The 14,945-nt window shown below is 57.3% G+C and carries 17 protein-coding genes; 11 read left to right on the plus strand and 6 right to left on the minus strand.

All coding sequences use genetic code 11. The annotated features are described in order from the left end of the window. Nucleotides 1-2: 2 nt before the first annotated feature. From PI91_RS09755 to PI91_RS09800, 9 genes are all read left to right on the plus strand, one after another. Nucleotides 3-479: a YbjN domain-containing protein gene (locus PI91_RS09755; RefSeq protein ID WP_003858385.1), complete on the plus strand. Its 477-nt coding sequence runs from the start codon at nucleotides 3-5 to the stop codon at nucleotides 477-479. 351 nt (nucleotides 480-830) lie between these two features. Then, the gene (gene potF / locus PI91_RS09760; protein WP_008503444.1) at nucleotides 831-1,943 is read left to right on the plus strand and encodes a spermidine/putrescine ABC transporter substrate-binding protein PotF; all 1,113 of its coding nucleotides are present in this window, start codon (nucleotides 831-833) and stop codon (nucleotides 1,941-1,943) included. Between the two features lie 98 nt (nucleotides 1,944-2,041). Next, nucleotides 2,042-3,175, plus strand: a complete 1,134-nt coding sequence (gene potG / locus PI91_RS09765; protein ID WP_021240929.1) for a putrescine ABC transporter ATP-binding subunit PotG — start codon at nucleotides 2,042-2,044, stop codon at nucleotides 3,173-3,175. A gap of 10 nt (nucleotides 3,176-3,185) precedes the next feature. Continuing rightward, complete coding sequence (gene potH / locus PI91_RS09770; protein ID WP_021240928.1) at nucleotides 3,186-4,139, plus strand: putrescine ABC transporter permease PotH; 954 nt, start codon at nucleotides 3,186-3,188, stop codon at nucleotides 4,137-4,139. After that, on the plus strand, nucleotides 4,136-4,981 hold the full coding sequence (gene potI, locus PI91_RS09775; RefSeq protein WP_008503447.1) for a putrescine ABC transporter permease PotI: 846 nt from the start codon (nucleotides 4,136-4,138) through the stop codon (nucleotides 4,979-4,981). Before potH ends, potI begins: the two co-directional genes overlap by 4 nt. A gap of 65 nt (nucleotides 4,982-5,046) precedes the next feature. Further along, entirely contained in the window at nucleotides 5,047-5,520 is a 474-nt protein-coding gene (locus tag PI91_RS09780) for a YbjO family protein (protein ID WP_039266050.1), read from the plus strand. A 40-nt stretch (nucleotides 5,521-5,560) separates the two neighbouring features. Further along, entirely contained in the window at nucleotides 5,561-6,688 is a 1,128-nt protein-coding gene (gene rlmC, locus PI91_RS09785) for a 23S rRNA (uracil(747)-C(5))-methyltransferase RlmC (protein ID WP_039266051.1), read from the plus strand. A gap of 72 nt (nucleotides 6,689-6,760) precedes the next feature. Beyond that, nucleotides 6,761-7,468: a response regulator transcription factor gene (locus PI91_RS09795; RefSeq protein ID WP_021240925.1), complete on the plus strand. Its 708-nt coding sequence runs from the start codon at nucleotides 6,761-6,763 to the stop codon at nucleotides 7,466-7,468. Then, on the plus strand, nucleotides 7,452-8,921 hold the full coding sequence (locus PI91_RS09800) for an ATP-binding protein (RefSeq protein ID WP_039266052.1): 1,470 nt from the start codon (nucleotides 7,452-7,454) through the stop codon (nucleotides 8,919-8,921). The genes PI91_RS09795 and PI91_RS09800 overlap by 17 nt, the downstream gene beginning before the upstream one ends. 86 nt (nucleotides 8,922-9,007) lie before the next feature. Here the strand turns inward: PI91_RS09800 and artJ are convergent, their stop codons facing one another. The 6 genes from artJ to PI91_RS09830 all read right to left on the minus strand — a co-directional run bounded on the left by artJ (nucleotide 9,008) and on the right by PI91_RS09830 (nucleotide 13,528). Next, entirely contained in the window at nucleotides 9,008-9,739 is a 732-nt protein-coding gene (gene artJ / locus PI91_RS09805; protein WP_015571008.1) for an arginine ABC transporter substrate-binding protein ArtJ, read from the minus strand. Nucleotides 9,740-9,912: 173 nt separating this feature from the next. Further along, entirely contained in the window at nucleotides 9,913-10,581 is a 669-nt protein-coding gene (gene artM / locus PI91_RS09810; protein ID WP_023343658.1) for an arginine ABC transporter permease ArtM, read from the minus strand. Continuing rightward, nucleotides 10,581-11,297 carry an arginine ABC transporter permease ArtQ gene (artQ, locus tag PI91_RS09815; RefSeq protein ID WP_008500033.1) on the minus strand — a complete coding sequence of 239 codons (717 nt, stop codon included), beginning with the start codon at nucleotides 11,295-11,297 and terminating at the stop codon, nucleotides 10,581-10,583. Before artQ ends, artM begins: the two co-directional genes overlap by 1 nt. A 6-nt stretch (nucleotides 11,298-11,303) precedes the next feature. Next, a complete protein-coding gene (gene artI, locus PI91_RS09820) occupies nucleotides 11,304-12,035 on the minus strand; it encodes an arginine ABC transporter substrate-binding protein ArtI (RefSeq protein WP_008500032.1) in 732 nt (243 codons plus the stop codon). Between the two features lie 19 nt (nucleotides 12,036-12,054). Next, nucleotides 12,055-12,783 (minus strand): arginine ABC transporter ATP-binding protein ArtP, encoded by a 729-nt coding sequence (gene artP, locus PI91_RS09825; RefSeq protein ID WP_008500030.1) that lies wholly within the window; start codon nucleotides 12,781-12,783, stop codon nucleotides 12,055-12,057. 226 nt (nucleotides 12,784-13,009) lie between these two features. Further along, nucleotides 13,010-13,528: a lipoprotein gene (locus PI91_RS09830; RefSeq protein ID WP_039266053.1), complete on the minus strand. Its 519-nt coding sequence runs from the start codon at nucleotides 13,526-13,528 to the stop codon at nucleotides 13,010-13,012. Between the two features lie 97 nt (nucleotides 13,529-13,625). Here PI91_RS09830 and PI91_RS09835 point away from each other — a divergent pair, with 97 nt between their 5' ends. Together PI91_RS09835 and PI91_RS09840 are read left to right on the plus strand one after the other, a co-directional pair. Beyond that, entirely contained in the window at nucleotides 13,626-13,949 is a 324-nt protein-coding gene (locus PI91_RS09835) for a heavy metal-binding domain-containing protein (protein WP_008500028.1), read from the plus strand. Continuing rightward, a complete protein-coding gene (locus PI91_RS09840) occupies nucleotides 13,946-14,776 on the plus strand; it encodes an N-acetylmuramoyl-L-alanine amidase (RefSeq protein WP_008500027.1) in 831 nt (276 codons plus the stop codon). Before PI91_RS09835 ends, PI91_RS09840 begins: the two co-directional genes overlap by 4 nt. The last annotated feature ends 169 nt before the right edge of the window (nucleotides 14,777-14,945 follow it).

Consider the following 14,945-nt stretch of genomic DNA (forward strand, 5'->3'; position numbering starts at 1 on the left):
CGATGGATTTACAGGTCGTACCTACACTGGATACGTTACGTCAATGGCTTGATGATGCCGGAATTACGTTCTTCGAATGTGATTCCTGCCAGGCGCTGCATCTGCCTCATATGCAGAATTTCGACGGCATTTTCGATGCCAAAATCGATCTGATTAACGACGTGATCCTTTTCTCCGCGCTGGCTGAAGTGAAGCCCTCCGCGCTGCTGGCGCTGGCTTCCGACCTGTCGGCAATCAATGCCAGTTCTTTGACGGTGAAGGCATTTCTCGACATACAGGATGATAATCTGCCAAAACTGGTCGTTTGCCAGTCTTTATTCTCCGGGGCAGGGCTGTCGTTCAAGCAGTTCGCCTGGTTTATGCGCTTGAGCGAAGAGCAAATTTCCATGGTTATGATGGAAGCCAATGCACACCATCTGCTGTATAGCGCGGAAGATGATGCAGAGAATAATGATGCATCTCCCAATTTTCTTCACTAAGCCTGTCTGACTTTTGCGCAGTCGCTGCCATAGCGGCTGCAGAAGGCCATTTTTTCTGCTGCTTTTAACCTTTCTTTAAAGAATTATTCACCTCCCTGAAGGCCGTTTCGGCTTATCACGTAGACTTAACCTGCATAAAAAATTGATAAAAGGCGTTTTTTCGTCTGGGCTATAGCCGGGGACACGGGCTACAGTTATTCTTGCGATGCTTAAAAAAGCGAGCGGAAGCTGCCGGGTAAAGAGGTTTCTTTTTATTTTGAGCAGAGCGACAAACTATGCATGATTTTTGCATATATCCTGATTGCACAGTTTTAGTTCGTTTGTTAACGAGCTTTCAGAAGGAATAACACTATGATCGCCTTGAATAAAAAATGGTTATCGGGTCTGGTTGCGGGTGCTCTGATGGCCGTCTCTGCCGGCACGCTCGCTGCGGAACAAAAAACGCTGCACGTTTATAACTGGTCTGACTATATTGCGCCGGACACGGTGGCAAATTTTGAAAAAGAGACCGGCATTAAAGTCGTCTACGACGTGTTCGATTCCAATGAAGTGCTGGAAGGAAAGCTGATGGCGGGCAGCACCGGGTTTGACCTCGTGGTGCCTTCCGCAAGCTTCCTGGAGCGCCAGCTGACGGCAGGCGTCTTCCAGCCGCTGGATAAGAGCAAATTACCGAACTGGAAAAATCTCGATCCGGAAGTGCTGAAGCTGGTGGCTAAGCACGACCCGGACAACAAATACGCGATGCCTTACCTGTGGGCGACCACCGGTATCGGCTACAACGTGGATAAAGTCAAAGCCGCGCTGGGCCCGGACGTGAAGCTGGACAGCTGGGACGTGGTGCTGAAGCCGGAAAACCTTGAGAAGCTGAAAAGCTGCGGCGTCTCCTTCCTCGATGCCCCGGAAGAGATTTTCGCGACCGTGCTGAACTACCTGGGCAAAGATCCGAACAGCAATAAGGCCGATGATTACACCGGCCCGGCGACCGATCTGCTGCTGAAGCTGCGTCCAAACATTCGTTACTTCCACTCGTCCCAGTACATTAACGACCTGGCGAACGGCGACATCTGCGTCGCGATCGGCTGGGCAGGGGACGTATGGCAGGCGGCAAACCGCGCGAAAGAGGCGAAAAACGGCGTGAACGTCTCCTACTTCATTCCGAAAGAGGGGGCGCTGGCCTTCTTCGACGTCTTCGCGATGCCGGCTGACGCCAAAAACAAAGACGAAGCGTATCAGTTCCTCAACTACCTGATGCGTCCTGAGGTTATCGCCCACATCAGCGACCACGTTTACTACGCGAACGGTAACAAGGCCTCCGTGCCGTTGGTGAGCGAAGAGATCCGTAATAACCCGGCTATCTATCCGCCAGCGGATGTGTTCGCCAAGCTCTTCACCCTGAAAGTCCAGGATCCAAAAATTGACCGCGTGCGTACCCGCGCGTGGACCAAGGTGAAAAGCGGTAAATAACCCTTTGTCACAGGCCGGGCAAGCGAAGCGCCCCCGGCAACAGGTGCACCGTTCTGGTGCGCCTGCACCATGATTTGATCTCTACCGGAGAACACCCCGTGAATGACGCGATCCCCCGCCCGCAGGCGAAAGTCCGTAAAGCGCTGACCCCGCTGCTTGAAATTCGTAACCTCACCAAATCTTTCGATGGCCAGCATGCCGTGGACGACGTCAGCCTGACGATCTATAAAGGCGAAATTTTTGCCCTTCTGGGGGCCTCTGGCTGTGGTAAATCGACCCTGCTGCGTATGCTGGCCGGTTTTGAACAGCCCACCGCCGGGCAGATCGTGCTCGACGGCGTGGATCTCTCCAGCGTGCCGCCGTATCAGCGCCCGATCAACATGATGTTCCAGTCCTACGCGCTGTTCCCGCATATGACGGTGGAGCAGAACATCGCCTTTGGCCTGAAGCAGGACAAGCTGCCGAAGGCTGAAATTACCGCGCGCGTGGCCGAGATGCTGAGCCTGGTGCACATGCAGGAGTTCGCCAAGCGTAAGCCGCACCAGCTCTCCGGCGGCCAGCGCCAGCGCGTGGCCCTGGCCCGCAGCCTGGCAAAACGCCCGAAACTGCTGCTGCTTGATGAGCCGATGGGCGCGCTGGATAAAAAGCTGCGCGACCGTATGCAGCTTGAAGTGGTCGATATCCTCGAGCGCGTGGGCGTGACCTGCGTGATGGTCACCCACGACCAGGAAGAGGCCATGACCATGGCCGGACGTATCGCCATCATGAACCGCGGGAAGTTCGTGCAGATTGGCGAGCCGGAAGAGATTTATGAGCATCCGACCACCCGCTACAGCGCGGAGTTCATCGGCTCGGTTAACGTCTTCGAAGGGCTGCTGAAAGATCGTCAGGAAGATGGCCTGGTCATCGAATCGCCGGGGCTGCAGCATCCGCTTAAGGTCGATCCGGATAACTCGGTGGTGGATAACGTGCCGGTTTACGTCGCGCTGCGTCCGGAGAAGATCATGCTTTGTGAGGATCCGCCTGCCGATGGCTATAACTTTGCCGTGGGCGAAGTGGTGCACATTGCCTATCTGGGCGATCTCTCCATCTACCACGTGCGCCTGAAAAGCGGGCAGATGCTCAGCGCGCAGTTACAGAACGAACATCGCTACCGCAAGGGGCAGCCGACCTGGGGCGACGAAGTGCGCCTGTGTTGGGATGCAGACAGTTGCGTTGTGCTGACGGTATAAGGAGCGGCCAATGAGTACACTTGAACCTCCAGCCCGCGTCGAAAAGCCGGGCGGCTTTGCCCACTGGCTGACGCGCATGCAGATGAAGCACGGCCGCAAGCTGGTGATCGCCATGCCGTACGTGTGGCTGATCCTGCTGTTCCTGCTGCCGTTCCTGATTGTTTTCAAGATAAGCCTGGCGGAAATGGCGCGGGCGATCCCGCCTTACACCAACCTGCTGGACTGGGCCGACGGGCAGCTGACGCTGACCTTAAACCTGGGTAACTTCCTGCAGCTCACCGACGATCCGCTCTATTTCGAAGCCTATCTGCAGTCGCTGCAGGTGGCGGCGATCTCGACGCTCTGCTGTCTGGTGATGGGCTATCCGCTGGCGTGGGCGGTGGCGCACAGCAAGCCGTCGACGCGAAACATTCTGCTGCTGCTGGTGATCCTGCCGTCGTGGACCTCGTTCCTGATCCGCGTTTACGCCTGGATGGGCATCCTGAAAAACAACGGCGTGCTGAACAATTTTCTGATGTGGTTAGGCGTTATCGATCAGCCACTGACGATCCTGCACACCAACCTCGCGGTCTATATTGGCATTGTGTACGCCTATCTGCCGTTTATGGTGCTGCCGATCTACACGGCGCTGACGCGTATTGACTACTCGCTGGTAGAAGCGTCGCTCGATCTCGGTGCCCGTCCGTTAAAAACTTTCTTCAGCGTCATTGTCCCGCTGACCAAAGGCGGCATTATCGCCGGGTCGATGCTGGTCTTTATCCCGGCGGTGGGGGAGTTTGTGATCCCGGAACTGCTCGGCGGGCCAGACAGCATCATGATTGGCCGCGTGCTGTGGCAGGAGTTCTTCAATAACCGCGACTGGCCGGTGGCGTCGGCGGTGGCGATTGTCATGCTGCTGCTGCTGATCGTGCCGATCATGTGGTTCCACAAGCATCAGCAGAAACAGATGGGAGATCGCGGATGAACAACTTACCGGTAGTGCGCTCCCCGTGGCGAATTGCGATCCTGGTCATCGGCTTTACCTTCCTGTATGCGCCGATGCTGATGCTGGTGATCTACTCGTTTAACAGCTCCAAACTGGTGACGGTCTGGGCAGGCTGGTCGACGCGCTGGTACAGCGAGCTGTTCCACGATGATGCGATGATGAGCGCGGTGGGGCTGAGCCTGACCATTGCGGCGCTGGCGGCGACCATGGCGTCCGTGCTGGGCACGATCGCCGCGCTGGTGATGGTGCGCTTCGGGCGTTTTCGCGGTTCGAACGGCTTCGCCTTTATGATCACCGCCCCGCTGGTTATGCCGGACGTGATCACCGGTCTCGCGCTGCTGCTGCTGTTCGTGGCCCTGGCGCATGCCATCGGCTGGCCGGCGGATCGCGGGATGCTCACCATCTGGCTGGCGCACGTCACCTTCTGTACCGCCTATGTCGCGGTGGTGATCGCCTCGCGCCTGCGCGAGCTGGATCGCTCCATTGAAGAGGCGGCGATGGATCTCGGCGCGACGCCGCTGAAGGTCTTTTTCATCATCACGCTGCCGATGATTATGCCGGCGGTGATCTCTGGCTGGCTGCTGGCGTTTACCCTGTCGCTCGACGATCTGGTGATCGCCAGCTTTGTTTCCGGCCCGGGCGCGACGACGCTGCCGATGCTGGTCTTCTCCAGCGTGCGCATGGGGGTCAACCCGGAGATCAACGCCCTGGCCTCTATCATCCTCGGCGTGGTCGGAATTGTCGGATTTATCGCCTGGTATTTGATGGCGCGCGCGGAAAAACAGCGCGTGCGCGATATCCAGCGTGCAAGACGCGGCTGAAGGATTTAAAATTTCCAGTGATGTGCCGCGCATGACGCGGCACTGTTTTTCAGGGAAGTAAAACATTGGGATTATTAAAAAAATCACGTATTACGCACGCGCGTCCTAACGTACCTGCACTGGTTCAGGTGGCGGCGCTCGCCATTATTATGATCCGCTGCCTGGACGTGCTGATGATTTTAAACACCCTGGGCGTGCGCGGCATCGGTGAATTCATTCACCGCAGCGTGCAGACGTGGAATCTGACGCTGGTCTTTTTGAGCAGCCTGGTGCTGGTGTTTATCGAGATTTACTGCGCGTTTTCGCTGGTCAAAGGGCGCAACTGGGCGCGCTGGGTCTATCTGCTGACGCAGATTACCGCGGCGAGCTATCTGTGGGCGGCTTCGCTGGGATACGGCTACCCGGAACTGTTCAGCATTGCCGGCGGATCCAAACGCGAAATCTTCCACGCGCTGTTTATGCAAAAGCTGCCGGATATGCTGGTGCTCTGTCTCCTCTTCGTTCCGGCCTCCAGTCGGCGGTTCTTCCGCCTGCAATAATGTGTATAATCGCAGCCCTCGTGATTCTTAAGGTTTTGATATGCAGTGCGCACTCTATGACGCCGGACGCTGCCGCTCCTGTCAGTGGATAGAACAGCCGGTCTCTCAACAACTCACCGCCAAAATGGCCGACCTGCAACAGCTGCTGGCAGCACACGCGGTGGGCGAGTGGTGCGCACCCGTCAGCGGCCCGGAACAGGGTTTTCGCAACAAAGCCAAAATGGTGGTCAGCGGCAGCGTAGAAAAACCGCTGCTGGGAATGCTGCACCGCGACGGCACGCCGGAAGACTTAACCGACTGCCCGCTGTATCCCGACTCCTTTGCACCGGTCTTTGCCGCGCTTAAGCCGTTTATTGCCCGGGCGGGGTTAACGCCCTATAACGTGGCCCGCAAGCGCGGCGAGCTGAAATACCTTCTGCTGACCGAAAGCCAGATCGACGGCGGCATGATGCTGCGCTTCGTGCTGCGCTCTGAAACTAAGCTTGAGCAGCTGCGCGCGGCCCTGCCTTGGCTGCAGGCGCAGCTTCCGCAGCTGAAGGTCATTACGGCGAACATTCAGCCGGTGCATATGGCCATCATGGAAGGGGAGAAAGAGATTTTCTTCACCGACCAGCACGCGCTGGCGGAGCGCTTCAACGGCGTGCCGCTGTGGATCCGCCCGCAAAGCTTCTTCCAGACCAACCCGACCGTGGCAAGCAGCCTGTACGCCACCGCCCGCGACTGGGTGCGTGCGTTGAACGTTCACCATATGTGGGATCTGTTCTGCGGCGTGGGCGGGTTTGGCCTGCACTGCGCCACGCCGGAGATGCAGCTCACCGGGATTGAGATCTCTGCCGAAGCGATTGCCTGCGCGAAGCAGTCTGCCTCTGAGCTGGGGTTAACGAATCTGCGCTTCCAGGCGCTCGACTCCACGCAGTTCGCCACCGGCCAGGGCAACGTGCCGGAACTGGTGCTGGTTAACCCGCCGCGCCGCGGCATCGGGAATGCGCTGTGCGACTACCTGAGCCAGATGGCGCCGGAATACATCATCTATTCCAGCTGCAACGCGCAGACCATGGCGAAAGACATCGCTCAACTGCCGGGCTATCGCATTGAACGCGTTCAGCTTTTCGATATGTTCCCGCACACCGCGCATTATGAAGTGTTGACGTTGCTCGTAAAATCTTAAACAAAATGTGAACTCTTCATCCCGGCGAAATCAGGTAAGCTTACGTCATAAGACATGAATATAGGCTTACCCATGAAGCAGATCCTGCTGGTAGAAGACGACCACGATATCGCGGCGCTTCTGCGACTCAATTTAGAAGACGAAGGCTACGCCATCACCCACGAGCCCGACGGGGGCAACGCCTTACAGCGTCTTGACGCCCAGACGTGGGATGCGGTGATCCTCGACCTGATGCTGCCCAACGTTGACGGTCTGGAGATTTGCCGCCGCATCCGTCAGATGACGCGCTACCTGCCGGTGATCATCATCAGCGCCCGCAGCAGCGAAACCGACCGCATTACCGGGCTGGAAACCGGCGCCGATGACTATCTGGCAAAACCGTTCTCCGTGCAGGAGCTGATTGCGCGGATCAAAGCGCTGTTTCGTCGCCAGCAGGCGATGGGGCAGGCGCAAACCGACGGACACATTCAGGCGCACGGGCTGACCATCGATCCGCTGGCGCGCAGCGTGCTGCTTCACGGCCAGGTGGTGGATCTCACCCCGCGCGAGTTCGAGCTGCTCTACTTCTTTGCCCGTCATCCCGGCGAGGTGTTCTCCCGTCTGGCGCTGCTGGAGCAGGTCTGGGGCTACCAGCACGAAGGCTACGAACACACCGTCAACACCCATATCAACCGCCTGCGCATCAAGATAGAGAAGGACGCCGCCGAGCCGGAGATCATTCGCACCGTCTGGGGCAAGGGCTACAAATTTGCGGAGCCGCAGCATGATGCGTCGCTTTAGCCTGAGCCAGCGCCTGACGCTGCTCTTCATCCTGCTGATGATGCTCTGCGCCGCCGTCGCCTGCGCGGTACAGCTCTACAGCAGCATGCAGTACGGTAATGCGATGGTGCAGCGGTTATCGGGCGGGCTGGCGCAGCAGATCGTCCAGCGCGAACCGATTCTGGACGCGCAGGGCAGGGTCGACCGCAGCGCGCTGAAACCGCTGTTTGGCCGGCTGATGACCTTTAATCCGAGCGTTGAGCTCTACGTTGTCTCCCCGGACGGCGATATCCTCGCCGACGCTGCCCCGCCGGGCCATATTCAGCGGCAAAAAATCGACCTGGCGCCGGTGCAGAGCTTCCTGAGCGGCACGGCCATGCCGGTACTGGGCGACGATCCGCGGAGTCAAAATCAAAAAGTCTTTAGCGCCACGCCGCTACGGCAGGACGGCGAGCTTAAGGGCTACCTGTACATCATTTTGCAGGGCGAGGAGTCAAACGCCCTGGCGGAAATGGCCTGGCACAAGGCGCTGTGGAGTACCGTCCTGTGGTCGCTGCTGTGGGTCGCGCTGTTTGGGCTGCTGGCAGGGCTGTTGGTCTGGTACTGGGTCACGCGCCCGGTTAACCAGCTGACGGTGGAGGTCGCCGGGCTGGAGCAGGACAGCATGAGCGCAATCAGGCTGCTGGCGGCACAGACGCCGGACGCGGCGGCAAAAGATGAAGTGGCGATCCTGCGCAACAGCTTTATCGAGCTGGCGCGCAAAATCACCCAGCAGTGGGATCGGCTGGCCGACAGCGATCGCCAGCGCCGGGAGTTTATCGCCAATATTTCGCACGACCTCCGCACGCCGCTCACCTCGCTGCTGGGCTATCTCGAAACCCTGTCGCTCAAATCCGCCACCCTGACGCCGCAGGAGCACCAGCAGTATCTCGCCACCGCCCTGCGTCAGGGGCAAAAAGTCCGTCATCTTTCTCAGCAGCTGTTTGAGCTGGCGCGCCTTGAGCACGGCGGCATCAAACCCCAGCGCGAGCGGTTCGCAATGGCGGAGCTGATTTCCGACGTGGCGCAGAAGTTTGAGCTCACGGCCCGCACGCGAGAGGTCAATCTGCATATTGACGTGCCGGGGCCGCTGCCGATGGTAAACGCCGATGTGTCGATGATTGAACGCGTGGTGACCAACCTGCTGGATAACGCGATGCGCCATACGCCTGGCGGCGGAGAAATTCGCCTGGCGGTGTGGCAGGAAAATGAACAGCTGCAGGTCGAAGTGTCCGACAGCGGAACGGGCGTGGATGCCTCGCTGCGCGACGATCTGTTCCAGCGGCCGTCGGCGCTCAACACCCAAGCGTCAAGAGAGAATCGCGGCGGGTTAGGGCTGTTAATCGTGAAACGGATGCTGGAGCTGCACGGCGGCGGGATCAGGCTGATGGAGTCGGCGAGAGGGGCACGGTTCAGGTTCTTTGTGCCGCTGTGAGAGAGTGCCGGGTGGCGCTGCGCTTACCCGGCCTACAACTCCCCCCGTAGGCCGGGTAAGGCGAAGCCGCCACCCGGCAAAAGACATTACTGCGGGAACCACTGCTCGCTAATTTTCTGGTACGTACCGTCTGCTTTAATCGCTTTCAGCGCGCCGTTCAGTTTTTCCAGCAGGGCTTTGTTATCCGGACGTACCGCGATGCCGAGGCCCGTGCCGAAGTACTGCGGGTCGGTCACTTTTTCCGTTGCGGTGCCCAGCTGCGGGTTGGTTTTCAGCCATTCGTTCACCACGGCGGTATCGCCGAAGACGCCGTCGATACGGCCATTTTTCAGGTCGATAATCGCATTCTGGTAGCTGTCATAGGCCACGGTCTTCACTTCAGGATGTTTGTCCTGCAGGTATTTCTGGTGCGTGGTGCCGTTTTCCATCCCGATGCGTTTGCCTTTCAGCTCGTCGAAGGATTTGTACGCCCCTTTCTTCGCAATCACCACCGCCGAGTTGGCGTAGTACGGGTCGGTGAACGCGACCTGCTTGCTGCGCTCAGGCGTGATGTCCATCCCGGAGATCACCGCGTCGTATTTTTTGAACTTCAGCGACGGGATCAGGCTGTCAAAAGCATGGTTAGTAAAGGTGCAGTCGGCCTGCATCTGTTTGCACAGCGCTTTCGCCAGATCGATATCAAAACCGACGATCTGGTTGCTGGCATCCAGCGACTCAAACGGCGGATAGGTGGCGGACACGCCGAAATTGATTTTATCCGCAGCGGATGCGCCAGCGGCGAAGGTGGCAAGTAATGCGGCCAGAACTAACTTTTTCATTGTAATGCTCCCGTCTGTCTTATTGATGCGCCGTGTCTGCGGCCTGGATGTACAATGCCAGTTAATGAATTTATATGCAATAAAAATGATTAAGTATTATGTTAATCACAAAAAAAAGCGGATAACCCATCAGGTTACCCGCTCCATGAATACCGTTTTATGCACTTGCGCGGTTAATTCCTGCGCTCAAACGCCAGCGCTTTACGCTCAATAAGGCGCATCATCAGCGTTAGCAGACCGTTCACCACCAGATAGACCACGCCCGCCGCACCGAACACCATCACGTCATAGGTGCGCCCGTACAGCAGCTGCCCGTGGCCCATCACTTCCATCAGGGTGATGGTATAGGCCAGAGAGGTACTCTTGAACACCAGCACCACTTCGTTGGAGTAGGAGGAGAGCGCGCGCTTAAAGGCGTACGGCAGCAGGATCGCCAGCGTGTCCTTCTTGCTCATGCCCAGCGCCCCGCAGGACTGCCACTGGCCTTCAGGAATGGCGCGGATCGCACCAAAGAACAGCTGGGTGGTATAGGCCGCGCTGTTCAGCGAAAGGGCAATCAGGGCACACAACCATGGCTCAGAGAGCAGATGCCAGATAACCGGATACGCCTGCAGCGACGGGAACTGGCCCGGGCCGTAGTAAATCAGGAAGATCTGCACCAGCAGCGGCGTACCGGTAAACAGGGTGATGTACCCGCGCACAATCCACACCAGCACCGGCGTTTTCAGCGTCAGGATGATGGTGAAGATGAGCGCCAGGATCAGCGCCACGATAATGGACGCCACGGTCAGCGTCAGGCTGGTGTGCAGCCCTTTCATCAACTCGGGAAAGTATTCAAGCATCAGCCTGGTCTCCGTTCAAAGCGCGTCGCTCGCAGGTCAATACGCTTGAGGATGTACTGACTGAGCAACGTGATCACCAGGTAGATTGCCGCCGCCACAATGTACCAGGTAAACGGCTCCTGGGTACGGGTGGCGATGCTTTTGGTTTGCAGCATCAGATCGTTAACGCTTATCAGGCTCACCAGCGCGGTATCTTTCAGCAGCACCAGCCACTGGTTGCCGAGGCCCGGCAGGGCATGACGCCACATCTGCGGCATCACCAGACGGAAGAAGATGGCGGATTTTGACAACCCTAACGCCTGACCCGACTCCCACTGTCCCTGCGGCACGGCCTTCAGCGCACCGCGCAGGGTTTGCGACGCGTACGCGGAGTAGAGGAGGGAGAGCGCAATGACGCCGCACAGGAACGGGCTGACGTCGAAGTTGTCGATCTGCATCTGCACCGGGATCTGCGCAAAGCCGAGATTAATCGTGAAGCCGTCCGACAGCGTGAGCAGCAGCTGCGAGGAACCGAAATAGATGAACAGGACCACCAGAATTTCCGGTAGCCCACGCAGCACGGTGACCAGCGCGGAGCCTGTCCAGGCGACGGGGAACCATTTCGCGGATTCCCACACCGCAAAGAACATCGCCAGCACCAGGCCGATAATCAGTGCGCAAACGGCAAGGCCGACGGTCATCCCGGCGGCGCTTGCTAAAGGAAAAATTTCATTCATCAGGAATTACTTCTGGAACCATTTTTTATAGATGGTTTCGTAGGTGCCGTCTTTCTTCACTTTTTCCAGCGCAGCGTTGAATTTCTGCTGCAGCTCAGTGTTGCCCTGACGAACGGCAATCCCCAGACCGGTACCGAAGTAATCCTTATCGGTCACTTTGTCGCCCACTGGCGCCAGTTTATCGTTGGCTTTCAGCCACTCGGTCACGACAGCGGTATCGCCAAATACGCCGTCGATACGGCCATTCTGCAGATCCAGCTTCGCGTTCTGGTAGCTGTCATATGGCACGGTGGTGATTTCCGGATGCTTATCCATGATGAATTTCTGGTGCGTGGTACCGTTCTGCACGCCCACTTTTTTGCCTTTCAGCTGATCGACAGAGGTGAATTTGCCTTTCTGACCAATGAACAGGGCAGAGTTATCGTAGTAAGGGGTGGTGAACAGCACCTGCTTTTCACGCTCCGGGGTGATGTCCATACCGGCCATTACGGCGTCAATACGGCGGAACTTCAGGCTTGGGATCAGGCTGTCGAACGCCTGGTTGCTGAAGGTGCAGGTCGCATCGATCTCTTTACACAGGGCGTTAGCCAGGTCCACGTCGAAGCCAACAATTTTGTTGTTCGCATCAATGGATTCAAACGGAGGGTAAGAGGCTTCCGTGGCGAAACGAATGGTCTGAGCTGCGGTAGCGGAAAGGGTAACGCCAGCAAGCAGCACGGCAAGTAATACTTTTTTCATTATATTTCCCCTGACACAATCAATGAGATAAATAGTTTTTGAAGGCATCGGTTTGCGGGTTAGCGAAGCAGCTCGCATCACCTTGCTCAACGATATACCCGTTTTCCATGTACACCACACGGCTGGCGGTTTTACGCGCCACTTCCACTTCGTGGGTAACGATAACCTGCGTAATGTTGGTTTCCGCCAGCTCGCGAATAATGCTGACGATCTGGGCGGTGATTTCCGGGTCCAGCGCGGCGGTGGGTTCATCAAACAGCAGTACCGCAGGTTCCATCATCAGCGCACGGGCAATGGCCACGCGCTGCTGCTGACCACCGGACAGGTGCAGCGGGTAGCGGTCGCTGTAGGGCTTGAGGCGCAGACGCTCCAGCAGCTTTTCGGCACGCGCGATGGCCTGATCTTTGCTTAACCCCAGCACGCGGCACGGGGCTTCAATCAGGTTTTGCAGCACCGTCAGGTGCGGCCAGAGATTGTATTGCTGGAAGACCATGCCGACGTTTTGACGCAGCTCGCGAATCGCTTTATCAGACGGCGTCTTTGCGAAATCAAAATGGTTACCGGCAATTGCCAGCGTACCTGAACGAGGCATTTCAAGCAGATTAAGGACGCGCAGAAGGGAACTTTTGCCTGCACCGCTTGGGCCAAGCAAAACCAGCGTTTCGCCTTCCGGGCAGTTCAGCGTGATGTCAAACAGCGCCTGGTGTGCGCCGTAGAAGCAGTTAATGCCGTTTAGTTTAATACTCATCGGGGCAGTCTTTACTCATCCAGGCAATCTATAGCAATTGAGGCCGCAGATAGTACCGTTGACAGAATAGTTATGCAATATTTCTGCGTTAAAAGTTAAATATAACCCGTATTTCCTCTTAAACATAGCACAAAATAGCGAAGGGCAAAGGCGGCGAGTATAAATGTCGGCATTCCGCGAGAAATGCCGGACATTTTACGGGGGTAACATTTTTATCACTGATGAATTAGCGGTTCTCAATCGACTGGCGCAGCGTGCCGGCCGGGGCATGCACGCTGCCGCCCACGTAGCGTACGTCGTCCACCGCCCAGCACTGGCCTTCACGGATCATCAGCACTTCGTCCTGCCAGGTTTGGCTGCCCTGCGTCAGCTTCACGCGCAGCGGAATATTACGGGCATCCGTGTTCGGGATGGTTGACGCGCTGGCCACTTCTGCGCTGTCCGGCAGCGTGGTGCGGCTGGAGAACGGGTCGGATTTCAGCAGCGCGTTGTGCTGCGGATCGCGGGAGGCATCGTTAAGCAGTTTTGCCAGACCATCGCTCAGATACGGGCGCAGGCCGGTGAGGTCGTTGCTGCGGTGCTGAATGCGGTAATCATAGAACTGCTGCGCCACGGTGTCCGGGCCGCCCTCAATGCAGGGGCCGCTGCGGGTACCGATATCCTTAAAGGCTGGCGTGACCGTGGTGGTACAGGCGCTGAGCACCAGCGCGCAGGGCACTAAAAGTGTTAAAGCTGAATAGCGCATGTTGATTTCCTTATTTATTAACTATCCTTTCAATCATAGCGTAACGAACCGATAATGCTGTGCCTAAGGCATTGAACGCTAAAGAAGGAGAGAAACCATGCAGTTTTCAACAACGCCAACCCTGGAAGGACAGACAATAACCGAGTACTGCGGCGTGGTCACCGGCGAAGCGATTCTCGGCGCCAATATCTTCCGTGACTTTTTTGCCGGTATCCGCGATATCGTGGGTGGCCGCTCTGGCGCATACGAAAAAGAGCTGCGCAAAGCACGCGAAATCGCCTTTAAAGAGCTCGGCGAGCAGGCGGAAGCCCTCGGCGCGGATGCGGTCGTGGGAATCGATATTGACTACGAAACGGTCGGGAAAGACGGCAGCATGCTGATGGTGAGCGTAAGCGGTACGGCGGTGAAAACCCTGCGATGAGGCGTGCGTTTGCCACGCTCCTGCTGGCGCTGCTGCTGGCAGGATGCGTTACGGAAAAGGGGATTATCGATAAAGGTGCCTACGAGCTGGATACACGTCATCAGGCGCAGGCGGCTTACCCGCGCATCAAGGTGCTGGTGATCCACTACACCGCGGATGATTTTGACAGCTCGCTTGCCACGCTGACGGATAAAAACGTTAGCTCTCACTATTTGATCCCCGCCAACCCCCCGGCGCCGGACGGCAAGCCGCGCATCTGGCAGCTGGTTCCCGAGAGCGAGCTGGCCTGGCATGCGGGCATTAGCTTCTGGCGCGGTACCAACCGGATAAATGATACGTCCGTGGGGATTGAGCTCGAGAACCGCGGCTGGCAAACGCGTGGCGGCGTGAAAACCTTTACCCCGTTTGCGCCTGCGCAGATTGCAGCGCTGATCCCGCTTGCCAGGGACATTATTGCCCGCTATGACATTCAGCCGCAGAACGTGGTTGCCCATGCCGACATTGCTCCGCAGCGTAAAGACGATCCCGGCCCGCTGTTTCCGTGGCAGCAGCTGGCGCAGCAGGGGATAGGAGCCTGGCCCGATCCCGCGCGCGTGGCGTTCTATCTTAACGGGCGGCCGCGCTATCAGGAGGTCGAGCGCGGTGCGCTGCTTGATGTGCTGAAACGCTATGGCTACGAGGTGCCGGACAACGCCACGGAACAGCAGCAGAAGAGGGTGATCAGTGCGTTTCAAATGCACTTCCGCCCCGCGCTGTGGAACGGCGTGGCTGATGTAGAAACCCTGGCCATCGCCGAGGCGCTTTTAGAGAAGTACGGGCAAGGGTAGTCCTCAGGGCTGCCCCTGACCAGGCCGTATTACCTTAGTTTTCTTGAGATTAATCTTAAGTACATTCTCAATTCATTTTTAGTTAATTGACTTAAAAGTACCCTCATTTAAGATAGACGTATAGCTTGCTAAGTATTTATAAAAAATAACACCTGCACAGTGATTTTTA

The organism is Enterobacter sp. FB, assembly GCF_000805795.1.
GTDB lineage: Bacteria > Pseudomonadota > Gammaproteobacteria > Enterobacterales > Enterobacteriaceae > Enterobacter > Enterobacter roggenkampii.

Coding starts and splice junctions, on each gene's coding strand:
- PI91_RS09755 (WP_003858385.1), top strand. CDS start 3: ATGGATTTACAGGTCGTACCTACACTGGATACGTTACGTCAATGGCTT.
- potF (WP_008503444.1), top strand. CDS start 831: ATGATCGCCTTGAATAAAAAATGGTTATCGGGTCTGGTTGCGGGTGCT.
- potH (WP_021240928.1), top strand. CDS start 3,186: ATGAGTACACTTGAACCTCCAGCCCGCGTCGAAAAGCCGGGCGGCTTT.
- potI (WP_008503447.1), top strand. CDS start 4,136: ATGAACAACTTACCGGTAGTGCGCTCCCCGTGGCGAATTGCGATCCTG.
- rlmC (WP_039266051.1), top strand. CDS start 5,561: ATGCAGTGCGCACTCTATGACGCCGGACGCTGCCGCTCCTGTCAGTGG.
- PI91_RS09795 (WP_021240925.1), top strand. CDS start 6,761: ATGAAGCAGATCCTGCTGGTAGAAGACGACCACGATATCGCGGCGCTT.
- PI91_RS09800 (WP_039266052.1), top strand. CDS start 7,452: ATGATGCGTCGCTTTAGCCTGAGCCAGCGCCTGACGCTGCTCTTCATC.
- artJ (WP_015571008.1), bottom strand. CDS start 9,739: ATGAAAAAGTTAGTTCTGGCCGCATTACTTGCCACCTTCGCCGCTGGC.
- artM (WP_023343658.1), bottom strand. CDS start 10,581: ATGCTTGAATACTTTCCCGAGTTGATGAAAGGGCTGCACACCAGCCTG.
- artQ (WP_008500033.1), bottom strand. CDS start 11,297: ATGAATGAAATTTTTCCTTTAGCAAGCGCCGCCGGGATGACCGTCGGC.
- artI (WP_008500032.1), bottom strand. CDS start 12,035: ATGAAAAAAGTATTACTTGCCGTGCTGCTTGCTGGCGTTACCCTTTCC.
- artP (WP_008500030.1), bottom strand. CDS start 12,783: ATGAGTATTAAACTAAACGGCATTAACTGCTTCTACGGCGCACACCAG.
- PI91_RS09830 (WP_039266053.1), bottom strand. CDS start 13,528: ATGCGCTATTCAGCTTTAACACTTTTAGTGCCCTGCGCGCTGGTGCTC.
- PI91_RS09835 (WP_008500028.1), top strand. CDS start 13,626: ATGCAGTTTTCAACAACGCCAACCCTGGAAGGACAGACAATAACCGAG.
- PI91_RS09840 (WP_008500027.1), top strand. CDS start 13,946: ATGAGGCGTGCGTTTGCCACGCTCCTGCTGGCGCTGCTGCTGGCAGGA.